The 13893-nt window shown below is 57.9% G+C and carries 12 protein-coding genes; 3 read left to right on the plus strand and 9 right to left on the minus strand.

Going from position 1 to position 13893, the window contains the following annotated elements; translation table 11 throughout:
• The first annotated feature begins 3 nt into the window (after positions 1–3).
• Together doeA and doeB are read left to right on the plus strand one after the other, a co-directional pair.
• Positions 4–1218: an ectoine hydrolase DoeA gene (gene doeA / locus ABLQ08_RS28175; protein ID WP_352949522.1), complete on the plus strand. Its 1215-nt coding sequence runs from the start codon at positions 4–6 to the stop codon at positions 1216–1218.
• A 4-nt stretch (positions 1219–1222) separates the two neighbouring features.
• On the plus strand, positions 1223–2212 hold the full coding sequence (doeB, locus tag ABLQ08_RS28180; RefSeq protein ID WP_352949524.1) for a N(2)-acetyl-L-2,4-diaminobutanoate deacetylase DoeB: 990 nt from the start codon (positions 1223–1225) through the stop codon (positions 2210–2212).
• Positions 2213–2290: 78 nt separating this feature from the next.
• Here doeB and ABLQ08_RS28185 read toward each other — a convergent pair whose 3' ends face one another.
• The 7 genes from ABLQ08_RS28185 to ABLQ08_RS28215 all read right to left on the minus strand — a co-directional run bounded on the left by ABLQ08_RS28185 (position 2291) and on the right by ABLQ08_RS28215 (position 10270).
• A complete protein-coding gene (locus ABLQ08_RS28185) occupies positions 2291–3082 on the minus strand; it encodes an ABC transporter permease subunit (protein ID WP_352949526.1) in 792 nt (263 codons plus the stop codon).
• Positions 3083–3085: 3 nt separating this feature from the next.
• Positions 3086–3994 carry an ABC transporter permease subunit gene (locus ABLQ08_RS28190; protein ID WP_352949528.1) on the minus strand — a complete coding sequence of 303 codons (909 nt, stop codon included), beginning with the start codon at positions 3992–3994 and terminating at the stop codon, positions 3086–3088.
• Between the two features lie 12 nt (positions 3995–4006).
• Positions 4007–5116, minus strand: coding sequence for an ABC transporter ATP-binding protein (locus ABLQ08_RS28195; RefSeq protein WP_352949530.1), 1110 nt, complete (start codon positions 5114–5116; stop codon positions 4007–4009).
• Between the two features lie 65 nt (positions 5117–5181).
• Positions 5182–6261: an extracellular solute-binding protein gene (locus tag ABLQ08_RS28200; protein WP_352949532.1), complete on the minus strand. Its 1080-nt coding sequence runs from the start codon at positions 6259–6261 to the stop codon at positions 5182–5184.
• A 21-nt stretch (positions 6262–6282) separates the two neighbouring features.
• Positions 6283–6642 carry a cupin domain-containing protein gene (locus tag ABLQ08_RS28205; RefSeq protein WP_352949534.1) on the minus strand — a complete coding sequence of 120 codons (360 nt, stop codon included), beginning with the start codon at positions 6640–6642 and terminating at the stop codon, positions 6283–6285.
• A 221-nt stretch (positions 6643–6863) separates the two neighbouring features.
• Entirely contained in the window at positions 6864–8201 is a 1338-nt protein-coding gene (locus ABLQ08_RS28210) for a glutamine synthetase family protein (RefSeq protein WP_352949535.1), read from the minus strand.
• Positions 8198–10270, minus strand: coding sequence for an FAD-dependent oxidoreductase (locus ABLQ08_RS28215; protein WP_352949537.1), 2073 nt, complete (start codon positions 10268–10270; stop codon positions 8198–8200). Before ABLQ08_RS28215 ends, ABLQ08_RS28210 begins: the two co-directional genes overlap by 4 nt.
• A 123-nt stretch (positions 10271–10393) precedes the next feature.
• On the opposite strand from ABLQ08_RS28215, the gene ABLQ08_RS28220 reads away from it, so the two are divergent.
• Positions 10394–11035, plus strand: coding sequence for a TetR/AcrR family transcriptional regulator (locus ABLQ08_RS28220; protein ID WP_352949539.1), 642 nt, complete (start codon positions 10394–10396; stop codon positions 11033–11035).
• Positions 11036–11128: 93 nt separating this feature from the next.
• On the opposite strand, the gene ABLQ08_RS28225 is transcribed toward ABLQ08_RS28220, so the two are convergent.
• Both ABLQ08_RS28225 and ABLQ08_RS28230 read right to left on the minus strand, forming a co-directional pair.
• On the minus strand, positions 11129–12598 hold the full coding sequence (locus tag ABLQ08_RS28225; RefSeq protein ID WP_352949541.1) for an NAD-dependent succinate-semialdehyde dehydrogenase: 1470 nt from the start codon (positions 12596–12598) through the stop codon (positions 11129–11131).
• A gap of 1 nt (position 12599) precedes the next feature.
• Positions 12600–13877 carry a 4-aminobutyrate--2-oxoglutarate transaminase gene (locus tag ABLQ08_RS28230; protein WP_352949543.1) on the minus strand — a complete coding sequence of 426 codons (1278 nt, stop codon included), beginning with the start codon at positions 13875–13877 and terminating at the stop codon, positions 12600–12602.
• Positions 13878–13893 lie beyond the last annotated feature (16 nt).

Genomic DNA, 13893 nt, shown 5'->3' on the forward strand with positions numbered 1-13893 from the left:
CGCATGAATGAAATCGTAAACGGATCGGATCCGGCAGGCCGTGAATTGCCTTTCAGCCGGGAGGAGTTTGCAGATCGGCTGGTAAAGACCCGCAAGGCGATGGAAACGGCAGGAATTGATGTCCTCATCGTTTCCGATCCTTCCAACATGTCCTGGTTGACCGGCTATGACGCCTGGTCGTTCTACGTCCATCAGTGTGTGATCGTCGGCCCGGATGGAGATCCGGTCTGGTTCGGACGGGGACAGGATGGCAATGGAGCGACGCGGACCACTTATCTGAGCGACGCGGATATCATCGGTTATCCCGATCACTATGTTCAGTCGACCGAACGCCATCCGATGGACTACCTGTCAGCGCGGATTGAAGACCGCGGATGGTCGGGCATGCGGATCGGCGTGGAAATGGACAATTACTGGTTTTCCGCTGCCGCCTTTGCCTCGCTGCAGAAGAACCTGCCGAATGCCCGCTTCAGTGACGCAACAGCTCTTGTGAACTGGCAGCGTGCGGTCAAGTCTGCGCGCGAACTGGAATATATGCAAAACGCCGCCCGGCTCGTCGAGCGCATGCACAATGTCATTTTCGAAAAGTGTGCGCCGGGTTATCGCAAATGCGATCTCGTCGCCGACATTTACGAGGCTGGCCTGCGCTTTGATGCCGAGCGTGGTTTCGGAGGCGACTACCCGGCGATCGTTCCCTTGTCGCCGTCAGGCGAAGCGGCTTCGGCGCCGCATCTGACCTGGGACGACAAGCCGATGGTGGCCGGCGAGGGAACGTTCTTCGAGATTGCCGGTGTCTACAAGCGCTATCACTGTCCGCTATCGCGCACCGTCTTCCTCGGCAAGCCGACGCAAACGTTCGTCGATGCGGAAAAGGCGGTTCTTGAAGGCATGGAGGCCGGGTTGGAAGCAGCCAAGGCTGGAAACCTTTGCGAAGATATCGCCAAGGCTTTCTTTGCTGTGCTCAACAAGTACGGCATTGAGAAGGACAACCGCACCGGCTACCCGATCGGGATTTCCTACCCACCCGACTGGGGTGAGCGCACCATGTCGCTGCGCCCCGGCGACAAGACCGTGCTGGAAGAGAACATGACCTTCCATTTCATGACCGGTCTGTGGATGGATGACTGGGGATTTGAAATCACTGAAAGCATTGTCATTGGCGAAAGCGGGCCGACTTGCCTCGCGGACGTGCCGCGTCGTCTTCTGGTGAAGGACTGATCTTATGCCGACCAATCCCATTGTACCGACCATCGAACTGGATGCGGACGGCAAGCAGCACGGTTTCCTGCGCCTGCCCTATAGCCGCGACGATTCTGCCTGGGGCTCCGTGATGATCCCGATCACCGTGATCAAGAACGGATCGGGTCCGACGGCCTTGCTGACCGGAGCCAACCACGGCGACGAATATGAAGGCCCGATTGCCCTGCAGGACCTGGCGCTTAATCTGGAAGCTCAAGACATTTCCGGTCGCGTCATTATCGTTCCGGCGATGAACTACCCGGCCTTTCGCGCCGGGTCTCGTACATCCCCCATCGACCGAGGCAATATGAACCGGTCGTTTCCCGGCAAGCCCGACGGCACGGTGACGGAGAAAATTGCCGATTTCTTCCAGACTGTCCTGGTTCCCCTGGCTGATATCGTTCTTGACTTCCACTCCGGAGGCAAGACGCTGGACTTCGTGCCGTTCGCGTCGGCCCATGTCCTTGAAAACAAGCAGCAACAGGAGGCCTGCACGGCTGCCGTCCGTGCTTTCAACGCGCCCTACACGACGATCATGCTGGAGATCGACAATGTCGGCATGTACGACACGGCGGTCGAAGATCAGGGCAAGGTTTTCGTGACAACGGAGCTTGGCGGCGGAGGCACCTCAACCGCGCGCTCCGTGGCGATTGCCAAGAAGGGCGTTCGCAATGTCCTCAAGCATGCAGGCATACTGGATGGGGAAGTTGAATTGGAGCCGAGCGTTTCCCTGGATATGCCCGATGGAGACTGCTTTGTCTTCTGTGAAGACGACGGCATGATCGAACCGGTTGCCGACCTTGGCGAAACCGTTGAACAAGGCCAGGTGGTGGCACGGGTCTGGCCAACGGACCGGACGGGAAATCCGCCGATCGAGTACCGGGCAGGACGCTCTGGGGTGCTGGCTGCCCGCCACTTCCCGGGACTGGTGAAGGCAGGAGATTGCCTCGCCGTGGTCGCGGTTGAGGTCTGAGTTCAGCCCGATCAATACCCGTGTCAGACAGGTCGGGTAACGAGGCTTCATCGAAGCCTCGTTACCCTTTTGTGCGTCCTAAGAGTCGCTTCGTCTTCTGGTGAAGAACATTGCCAGTGCCAGACCAAGCGCTGCTACCAGGATGATCAAGGTGGCCAGTGCGTTGACATCCGGCGAAACGGCGATCTTGACTTTGGAGAAGATCAGCATCGGCAGTGTCGTAGAGCCCGGTCCGGCGGTGAAGCTGGCGATGACCAGATCATCGAAGGACAGGATGAAGGCCAGAAGCCAGCCGGATATGATCGCCGGGGCGATGACCGGCAGCGTGATCAGGACAAATGTTGTGACAGGCCCGGCCCCAAGGTCCCGCGAGGCTTCTTCAAGGCTCCGGTCCATGGATGCCATGCGGGGTTGAAGCACCACCAGCACGAAGGCCGTGCAGAAGGTGATATGCGCGATGGTGATCGTCAGCATGCCCCGGCCAGCAGGCCAGCCGATCAGCTGTTCGGCCGAGATGAACAGGAGCAACAGCGAGATCCCGGTGATCACTTCAGGCATCACCAGCGGCGCCGACATCATGCCGGAAAACAGCGTGCGCCCGCGAAACTTGCCGAAGCGCACCATGGCGACCGCAGCCAGAAGTCCGAGGACCGTGGCGCCCGTCGCGCTGTAGACGGCTATCTGGATGCTGATCCAGGCAGCTTTCAGGATCTGCTCGTCCTTGAACAGTTCCACATACCAATGGGTGGAGAAACCACCCCAGATACTGCCGCGCCGGGATGCGTTGAAGCTGTAGGCGATCAGCACGAAGATCGGCAGATAGAGGAAGGCAAAGCCGAGCCACAGGGAGAATTTCAGGAAGCGTGACATGACCTATCTCTCCTGCTTGGCTTGCTGGTTCTGGAAGACAATGATCGGGATGATCAGCACCAGAAGCATGATGATCGCAACGGCGCTGGCGACCGGCCAGTCGCGGTTGTTGAAGAACTCGGTCCACAGCACCCGGCCTATCATCAGCGTGCTTTCACCGCTGAGAAGGGTCGGGATCACGAACTCGCCGATCACTGGAATGAACACCAGCATCGAACCGGAAATGATCCCCGGAATCGACAGCGGCAGGGTGACATCGAAGAAGCTGCGCAGTGGGGAGGCGCCGAGATCGCGGGAGGCCTCCAGAAGGGTCAGGTCCTGCTTCTCAAGGACAGCGTAGAGCGGAAGAACCATGAAGGGCAGATAGGCGTAGACGATACCCACATAGGTGGCGAACGTGGTCTGCAGCATGATCAGAGGTTCGTCGATTATTCCCAGTGATAGAAGAAGGTTATTGAGCACGCCATCCTGGCGCAGGATGCCGATCCAGGCATAGACGCGGATCAGCAGACTGGTCCAGAACGGCAGCATCAGCGCCATCAGCAGCAGTGGTTGGCGAGACTTCGGCGCGCGTGCGATGCCAAGCGCGAAAGGATATCCGATCAAGAGGCAAATGAGAGTTGAAACCGCCGCGATCTTGATCGAGCCGAGATACGCCTTGAGATAAAGGGTGTCCTCGATCAGGTACTGATAATTGAACACCCGAAAGACGGCGTTGAGGATGCCTTCTTCAGGGTCATATTCCAGCAGTGGAGCAAAGGGCGGGCTTGCGATGACTGCTTCGGAAAAGCTGATTTTCAAAACAAAGCCGAAAGGAAGCAGGAAAAACAGCAGCATCCAGACATAGGGGGGCAGAAGCACAAGGTTCTTGCCCATCCTGTTTTGCAGCCAGACGAGGGGTTGAGCGCGCATAGCCAGAACTCCTCAAGCTGCGAACAAGTGGGAGGCCCGGGCAGGCCAGGCCACACGGACCGTATCGCCGGCAGCGATCGAGATCTTTGTCGACATGTGGTGGTTCTGTTCGGCGACGCGCACCTCAATGCCATGGCCCAGATCAACGGAATAGTTCGTCTGCTCTCCCATGTAGCCGACGAAACTCACCCGTCCGGTCACGACGTTCTGGGTCGAAGGCTGGGCCGATGACGTCTCGGGGAAAATCTCGAGTTTTTCCGGGCGGGTCGTCAGCATGACATCCTCGCCCTTGTTGTGCTCGAACGGCGTTTCGATTTTCAGGACAAGGTCTTCAGACAGGCGAACCACCGTCCGGCCATCGTCCTGACCGACCACGGTTCCGTCGAACTTGTTCAGCGAGCCGACAAAGTCGGCAATGAAGAGGCTGTTGGGGTTCTCATAGAGCTCCCTTGGAGGTCCAACCTGCACCAGCTTGCCCATATCCATGATGCCGATCCGGTCGGCCATGGTCATTGCCTCTTCCTGATCATGGGTGACAACAATGAAGGTAAGACCGAGTTCACGCTGGATCTTGAGAAGTTCCTGCTGGGTTTCCTCACGCAGCTTCTTGTCCAGTGCGCCGAGAGGTTCGTCGAGCATCAGCACCTTCGGGCGTTTGACGATGCACCGGGCCAGCGCCACGCGCTGCCGTTGGCCACCGGACAGCTGGTGGGGCCTGCGTTTTGCAAATGGCGTCAGCTTGACCATGTCCAGAATTTCGTCGACCCGTTGCTTCACTTCTGCCTTGGCAACGCCGTCGCGCCGCAGGCCGTAAGCAACATTTTTTTCAACGCTCATATGTGGGAAAAGGGCGTAGGACTGGAACATCATGTTCACCGGAAGCTTTTCCGGCGGCCGTCCGGCGATCTCCTCACCGTCCAGGATGATGCGACCTTCCGTCGGCTGGTCGAAGCCGGCCAGCATGCGCAGCAGCGTGGACTTGCCGCTGCCTGATCCCCCCAGAAGGCAGAACACCTCGCCCTGATGTATGTTGAGCGAGATGCTCTGAACGGCTGTCACCGTGCCGAATTTCTTAACGATGTTCTCGATGCGGATAAAATCGGATTGGTTGCCGTTGCTCATCTCGTTCTCCCTCCAAACGAAACGGCACGGGGTTTGCCCGTGCCGCGCTTGAAATCCATGTTGCTTTATTGACCGGTCTTGATGCGGGTCCATGTGCGGGTCCGCAGACGTTGCGCCTTGTTGTTCAGGGCAACTTCCGGATAGAGCCGTTCCATCACCTCCGGCGTCGGATAGATGTTCGGATCGCCGGTGATTTCCGGATCAACCAGTTCGGTCGCAGCAGAGTTTGCGTTGGCGTAGAAGATGAAGTTGGTCGCGTCCGCGATCACATCGGGGCGCATCATGTAGTCGATGAACTTTGCAGCAGCGTCCTTGTTGGCTGCATCAGACAGAACCAGGAAGCTGTCGACCCAGACCAGGCTGCCCTGTTTCGGAATTGCGTAGAGAACTTCGGTTCCGTTGCCGGCTTCGCTGGCGGCGTAGGCTGCAATTCCAGCGTCGCCGCTATACATCAATGCAGCGCAGATTTCGCCGGTGGCCAGATCGTCGATCGGCTTGATGCTGTCGAAGTAGCGGACATGCGGGCGGATTGCCGCGATGGTTTCTTCAGCCTTCTTCACCGTCGCTTTCTTGCCGGAGCTCGGGTCTTCGCCCAGATAGTTGAGCACAAGGCCAAGGACTTCGTTGGGAGAGTCGATAACGGCAAGACCGCACTTGGCGAGCTGTGCCGCATTGGCTTCGTTGAAGAGCGTGCCCAGGTCGGACATGTCGGCATCTGGCAGGATTTCCTTGATCTTGGCCGGATTGTATCCAAGCCCGATCGTGCCCCACATGTATGGCGCAATATGCTTGGCTTCCGGATCAAAACCTTGAATCCGGTCAATGATTTCCGGGTTCAGGTTGCCGTAGTTCGAGAGGCCGTCCTTGTCGAGCGGGTCGACAAGACCTGCGGTAATGAACCGTTGTGCAGTCGGGCCAGCTGCAACAACCACGTCAAAGCCCGATCCGCCGGCAAGAATCCGTGTTTCTAGGGTTTCGATGGAATCGTAGGTGTCATAGGTAACGTCGATGCCGGTTTCTTTCTCGAAATTCGCGATCGTTTCCGGTCCGATGTATTCCGCCCAGTTGAACACTTTGAGCTCTTCCGCGCTCAAAGGTGTCGCCATGACCGCGCTCAAGGCCGCGGTTGCCAGAAGTCGTTTCATGATGTCCTCCCAATTCGATTGTCAGCCGGCCGGCATCACATAGATTTTCTTGAAACCTTCGGTGACGCGGAATTCTCCGCACCAGCCCTTGCGAACGACAAAATTGTCACCGGATTCAAAGGTTTGCGTGTTGCCTTCCGCGTCCGTCATTGTCAGCGTTCCGGTCAGGACGTGGCAGTATTCGTCTTCAGGGTAGCCATCGCCTGAAAACACTTCGGCGTAGGCGGTTGTCTCCCAGATGCCGACAGCGAGCGCCCCGCCATCGTCGCCCATGTAACCGAGGCCTTTTTCGACGGCCTTGCCTTCAACGACAGTTGCGGGATCCACGAAAGCGACCGGCTCAAGGGCCGCATCGGGGTTCATTTTGACGAGTTTGCTCATGCTCACTTCCTGTTGGTCTGTCAGGCAGAGGTGATGTCGCCGGTTGTTGATTTTGTTCTTTTCCGGACGAGACCTGAATGGCCCGACATCACCTCTGACTTGGGAAACAGGTTACCGCCGCCGGTTTGCGTGAAATACAAACCAGTGCAAATTCATTCATTCAACGGAGCAAATGTAAAAGTCACGGGCAACGACGTAGGTGGCTGTGCGGCCCGGTCAGATCAGATCCTGTCGCGATAGGTCTGGATTTCAAACTCGGTGACACGGCTTTGAAAGACAGCCAGTTCCTGTGTCTTGCAGTTGACGTATGCCTCGCGAAGTAAAGGGGGGAGAAACGATCTGGTCCAGCTGCTTTCTTCAAACAATCGCAGGGCATCCTGCATGTTTGAGACCACGCTGGGATAACCCTGGTCGTAACAGGCGCCTTGAACGGGGGGAGGCGGTGTCAGGCCCGCTTCAATTCCATCCAGAGCGGCGGCCAGGATGGCAAGTGTTACCAGATAAGGATTCGCATCAGCCCCGGCAAGGCGATGTTCGATGCGCCGTGCACGGTGGTCGCCGCCCGGAATTCGAACCGGAACAGAGCGGTTATCATAGCCCCAGCAAATATTGACCGGCGCATAGGAATTGGGCTGGACTCTGCGATAAGAGCTCAAATGCGGCGCCATGATGAGCTGCATCTCGTTGGCATGCTGCAAGATACCGGCGGCAGCCGAATGCAACAGCGATGTGCCTTCACCGCCGCCATTGTCAAACAGATTTGCGCCAGCCTCATCCATCAGGCTGAAATGTATATGCAGACCCGATCCGTCCAGATCCGGAAACGGCTTGGCCATGAACGTCGCGCCGAGGCCGTGCTTGTGTGCGGTGTCACGAATGACGCGCCGAAGAAAAACACCATCGTCCACAGCATGCAGGACATCGTCGCAATGGCTCAGATTGACCTCGAACATGCCCGTGCCGTTTTCCGAGTTGAGGGTCGTGACGGCAATACCGGCGGCTTCGCAGTTCGATCTGACATCCGTCAACCAGGCGGAGAAGTGCTCCAGATCCGAGATTTGTCCAGCTTCCCGGCCATACAGGCGCTCGCCTGTGAGAGGTGAAACCGGATGATCCAGTCCGGATGTTTTGGGGTCGTACAGGTAAAACTCGAACTCCAGAGCTGTAACCGGCCTCCAGCCGCGAGCATTGAACCGCTGCAGCAACGCCGCCAGTGCATGTCGGCATCCGGTTTCCATGGGCGTGCCGTCTTCCATCCAGAAGTCGACCGGAACAATGGCGCATGAAGGGGTCAGGATCGACTGAAACGGTGCCCGTCCGGTCGGACGCAGAACAACATCGCAATCGCCGGTTTCGCGTACCTGACTGCAGCCGAAGATTTCGTTGCCCCAGATATCGACGGTCGCCGTGGAAAGCGCCATGCGGGTGTCACCGTTTTCCAGCTTGGCAACTTGCGCGGCCGGTATCGCCTTGCCGCGAATGACACCGTTCACATCGGGTGCGCATAGCAGAAGCGTGTCGACTTCCGGACGGGTTTGGATCCAGTTGCGCAGGTTCATGCGACTTCAGGCCTTTCCCACTTGAACATGTCAGGATCGTCCTGACAGTTTGGAAACAGGCGGGCCGCCCTGTGGCCGGAATAGACAGCCGCAGCCACCGTTCCCGGAGAATAGGCATCACCAATGCATTCCAGGGTCCTGATCCCTGCCTTTTCGGTCTCGTCCTTGCGCTCCTTCAGTTCCAGGTAAAGGCCGTCATTGGGAGCGCGCTCGGTGACGAGAATGAGCGTGTCGCATGCGATGTCTTCCGCGCTTCCGGTATAAACGCAGTTGGCAGTCAGCCGATCCCCGGCTGCCTTTGAAATGGTCCGGTTGAGATGAAGTTTGATGCCGCTTTCCATTAGCCCGGTCTGAACACGGGACTGCTCGAGTGTGTAGTCCGTCCAGCTTGCCACCTTGGAGGAGTCGGTCACATAGGCAACATCACAGCCTCTGCTGCGCAGTGTTTCGGCAATAGTCGATCCCATCAGGTAATAGTCGAGGTCGTAAACCACGGCGCGGCCGGTCACTTCGGCACCATCCATGATGTCGTCCGGCGTCAGGACACGGATCTGGTCCAACCCGGCAATCGGCGTGCGATTGTCCCTGCCGACACCAGTTCGCTTCCATTTCGCTCCGGTGGCAATGAAGACATGTTCGAAGCCGAACTGAAGGATGTCGTCTGCACCAAGCTTGCTGTCATAGTAGATCTCGACATCGGGGCGAGTCAGCAAATAGTGCGCCCGCCAATCCCTGACGCGGATATAGGACGTTAGACTCTGCAACCGGCTTTCGCGCGTGACGCGTCCACCAAGCTCCGTGCCTGCCTCTGCAATCGTCACCGGGTGTCCACGGTTGGAGAGCTGTAATGCTGCTTCCATTCCGGCTGGACCTGAACCCACTACCAGGACCGGTTCGGGACTTTGCGATGGAGAAATCCGTTCAGGGTGCCAGCCACGCCGCCATTCTTCGCCCATGGTCGGGTTTTGCGTGCATCGGATCGGGGCAGAGATGTTGTCTCCGGAAACGCATATATTGCAGCCGATGCACTCGCGGATTTCATCGATCCGGTTGGTCCGGATTTTCTCGGGAAGGAAAGGATCGGCAATCGATGGCCGGGCCGCTCCGATCAGGTCGAGTTCTCCTTTCCTGATCTTGCCGACCATGCCGTCGGCTGAGGTAAAGCGGCCAACCCCGACAACCGGTTTGCTGGTGTATTCCTTCACATGACGAATGAAATCGCTTTGATAGCCCTCTTGTGGTGCAAAACGGGCGGTCTGGCTGTCATTACTCCAATCGGCAACGTTCACGTCCCAGAGATCCGGCAACTCGCCGTACATTTCCAGAACGGCGCGACCTTCCTCATCCCACGTGATCCCGTCGGACCCGCGCATTTCGTCCACGGCGAACCTGAACGCAATCCCGCAGGTTTGCCCCACTTCCTCCTTGATATCTTGCAAAAGCTCGCCGATCAGTCGTGCACGGTTTTCCACGCTGCCGCCATATTCATCAGTGCGATCATTGTACCGGCGGCCCAGGAAATGCATTGGCGTGGTCATGTTGTGGCCCGCATACATGTAGACGATGTCGTAGCCGGCGGACTTCGCACGCCGGGCGGCTGCCCGGTACCAATGTCTCAAGTTGCGAATGTCATCCTTGTCCATGGCCCGGGCCTGGACCGGGTCACCGAAGTCCCAAACGATGGACATGTTGCTGGGGCCTAGCGGGGAGAGGCGCGAAAAGTGGTTTGCCACCGCGACGCCGTTATGCGCCAGCTGGATTGCCGCCAGCGATCCGTGTTCGTGGATCGCGTCGACCGTTCTGGCGTGGTATGGAATATCGTCGTCCGACCACAAGCGTCCTTCGATTGCAGGACAAAGGTCCGAAGTCGGGTGAATTTCCACCTCTTCCGTCGAAACGACGCCCCAGCCACCTTCCGCCTTCACACCCCGCATCGCCGCCAGCGCATTCGGGCGGGCATGCGCCATGCCGTTGCAATGCGGCACCTGGTAAAAACGGTTCGGTGCGGTCACCGGTCCGATTTTCACGGGCTCAAACAACACGGCATATCTTGGATCGGTAAGCGTCAACGTCGCCTCCTGTCTGGTGCGCAGCATGTTTGTAACAAAAATCACAAAATGTACGTTTGTTCAAGTTTTGATTTGGAGCCAAAACTCGGTTAGGAAAGACGGCAGTCTGGAAAGGGAGCAACTGTGTCAGACCTGCAATTGACGGAACCTCAAGGCGCCAGGGCCTTCAACAAGGCGAGAAACCGCAAGGCGTTGCTCGATGCAGCTGCGCTGGCGATCTACAAGTACGGTTTCAAGGCGACGACGATTGACCGGATACAGGAAATCTCGGGACTTTCACGCGGTATGATCAATCAGTATTTCGGCAGCAAGGATGCTCTGCTCTGGGCGGTCGCCGAGCAGCTGATGAGCGAATATCTGGAGAACTGGAAAGCTGAAATCCGGGATCCGGCGCTGACCCCGGCGCAAAAGATCGAGGGGATGTTCAGAGCCGATTTGTCGGAAAAAGTCCTCAACCCTCAATGCGTTGCAATCTGGTTTTCATTTCGCTCCGAGGTGTCAGGCACGGTCAATTTCCGCACTCTGGTCGACAAGGGAGACCTGCAGACGGAAGAAAAGTTCAAGGCCCTTTGCACCGAGCTCTGCGAAGAAGGCAACTATCCGGACGTTGATCCGATTCTGGCGGCAAAGACATTCACCGTCATACTGGAGGGGTTCTGGACGGATTTTCATCTCCACGCCGACCGGTTCGACAAGAAGCTGGCGATGAATGTGTGCCTCAATGCGGCACGGAGCTTCTTTCCGCGGCACTTCCAAGTGAATTGAGTGCCTAAACTGCAGGCAAGTTGTGCAAACCGGATAGTGCGATAAAGTTCTCAAAAGAATTAGGCCCGCTGTTTCCAGCGGGCTTTTTTTGAATCAGCTGATGCCGCCGAGGCAGACATACTTCAGCTCGAGGAAGTCATCGACACCGTATTTGGACCCCTCACGGCCAAGGCCGGATTGCTTCACGCCGCCAAATGGCGCGACTTCGGTCGAGATCAGGCCGGTATTCACGCCAACCATTCCGGTTTCCATGGCTTCGGCAACCCGCCAGACACGGCCCAGGTCGTTGGCATAGAAATATCCGGCGAGGCCGAACTCGCTGTCATTTGCCAGTGCAATGACCTCTTCTTCCGTCTCGAACCGGATCAGCGGTGCAATCGGACCGAAGGTTTCCTCGTGTGAAATCTTGGCGGAGGTCGGCACGTCCGTAAGCAGAGTTGGCTCGAAGAAAGTGCCTTCCATGCGCTTGCCGCCGGTCAGAACGCGTGCGCCCTTTCCGGTTGCATCCGCAAGATGTTCTTCGACCTTGGCCACCGCCGCTTCGTTGATCAGCGGACCTGTGGTCACACCCTCGTTCATGCCGTTGCCGGGAACCAGATTGCCGATTGCGGCGCTGAGCTTTTCGGCGAACGCATCATAGATGCCTGACTGCACATAGATCCGGTTGGCGCAGACGCAGGTCTGTCCGTTGTTGCGGAACTTGGCGATCATTGCGCCTTCGACCGCTGCATCCAGGTCAGCATCATCGAAAACGAGGAACGGCGCGTTGCCGCCGAGTTCGAGGCTCATTTTCTTGATGGTGTCAGCGCCCTGACGCATCAGGATCTGTCCGACGCGCGTGGATCCGGTGAAGGTGATCTTGGCGACCTTCTGGTTGGAGCACATCTCCTTGCCCGTGCCGGATGCATCGGAATTCGGCACAACGCTGAAGACACCGGCTGGAACGCCGGCGCGCTCGGCGAGAACCGCCATGGCGATCGCCGACAAGGGCGTGAGTTCAGCGGGGCGAACGACAAAGGAACACCCGACCGCCAGGGCAGGCGCAACTTTGCGCGCAATCATGGCATTCGGGAAGTTCCACGGCGTGATGGCGCCGACAACGCCCACAGGCTGTTTCAGCACCATGATCCGCTTGTCGCGCTGATGGCCGGGAATGGTGTCACCGTAAATGCGCTTTGCCTCTTCGGCGAACCACTCGATGAATGAAGCGCCGTAGGCAACTTCGCCCTTGGCTTCGGCAAGCGGCTTGCCCATCTCGGCGCAAAGGATGGTGCCCAGATCGTCCTGTGCTTCCATCATCAGCTCGAACCATTTGCGCAGCACCGCTGCGCGCTCCTTGCCGGTCCGCTGTGCCCATTCCTTCTGGGCAACATAAGCAGCGTCGATGGCTTCCTGCACATCGGCCATGGTCGTGTCGGTCACTTCCGCGACAAGTGCGCCGGTCGCCGGGTTGACAACCTTGAACTTCGCGTCGCTATCGCGCCACTCACCATTGATATAGGCCCGGCCTTCCAGCAGAGACGGGTCTGCGAGTTTCAATTCCTTGGCAATTCGGTCCAGCATCTCAGTCTCCTTTCGCGGCCATTATCGACTCTTCTAGCAGGTCGAGCGCCTCGGTAAACACTTCATCTTGAATCGTGATCGGGGCGAGAAAACGAACCACGTTGCCGTAAGTTCCGCAAGTCAGCAGAACAAGATTTCGGTTCAGTCCCTCGGCACGGACCCGATTGGCGAAATTCGCGTCCGGAGCGGAACCGTCAGCGGTGTTGAACTCGACAGCAATCATGAAGCCCGGGCCACGTATGTCGACGATTTCCGGTACGGCCTCACGAAACGATTCAAGACGTTGTTTCAGGCGGGACCCCAGCTCGTTGGCGCGTGCACACAGGTCTTCTTCCTCGATCACGTCAAGGACGGCATTGGCAGCGGCAATCCCCAGAGGGTTACCACCATAGGTGCCGCCCAATCCGCCGGGATTGGCCGCGTCCATCAGGTCGGCCTTGCCGGTGACCGCGGCCAAAGGCAGGCCACCGGCCAATCCCTTGGCCATGGTGGTCAGGTCGGCGCAAACGTCATAATGCTCCATTGCAAACAGTTTCCCCGTGCGGGCAAATCCGGTTTGCACCTCATCGGCGATCATGACGATGCCGTGCTCATCGCAAAGGCTGCGCACGGCGCGCATCAGTTGCGCCGGTGCCTGGTAGAAACCGCCTTCGCCCTGAACCGGCTCGATGATGATTGCGGCCACACGGGCAGGGTCGAGATCCGCTTTGAACAACTGCGTGATGGCAGCCCTGGTGTCGTCGACGGAAACGCCGTGAAGGTCGATCGGAAACGGGACGTGAAAGATATCAGACATCATCGTGCCGAACCCGGCCTTATATGGTTGCACCTTGCCGGTGAGCGACATGCCCAGGAATGTGCGGCCATGAAAGCCACCGCCAAAGGCAATTACCGCCTGGCGGTCGGTGGCTGCGCGGGCAACTTTCACCGCATTTTCAACGGCTTCGGCACCTGTTGTTACGAAGATTGTCTTCTTGTCGAAGTCGCCTGGCACGGCGGCATTGAGGCGTTCTCCCAGACGAACGTAATCTTCGTAAGGCAGCACCTGGTGACAGGTGTGGGTGAAGCTGTCGAGCTGCTTTTGCACGGCCGCCATGACCCTGGGATGCCGGTGGCCCGTATTGACCACGGCAATGCCGGCTGCAAAGTCGATGTAGCGGTTGCCTTCGACATCCCATACTTCAGCATTCTCGGCCCGCTCGACATAGACCTGTGTCATCATGCCAACGCCACGAGCAATGGCGTCATCGCGCCGTGCCGCTATCTCTGAATTCTTCATTTCAAGACCTTTCCAA

Source organism: Roseibium sp. SCP14 (assembly GCF_040329475.1).
Lineage (GTDB): Bacteria > Pseudomonadota > Alphaproteobacteria > Rhizobiales > Stappiaceae > Roseibium.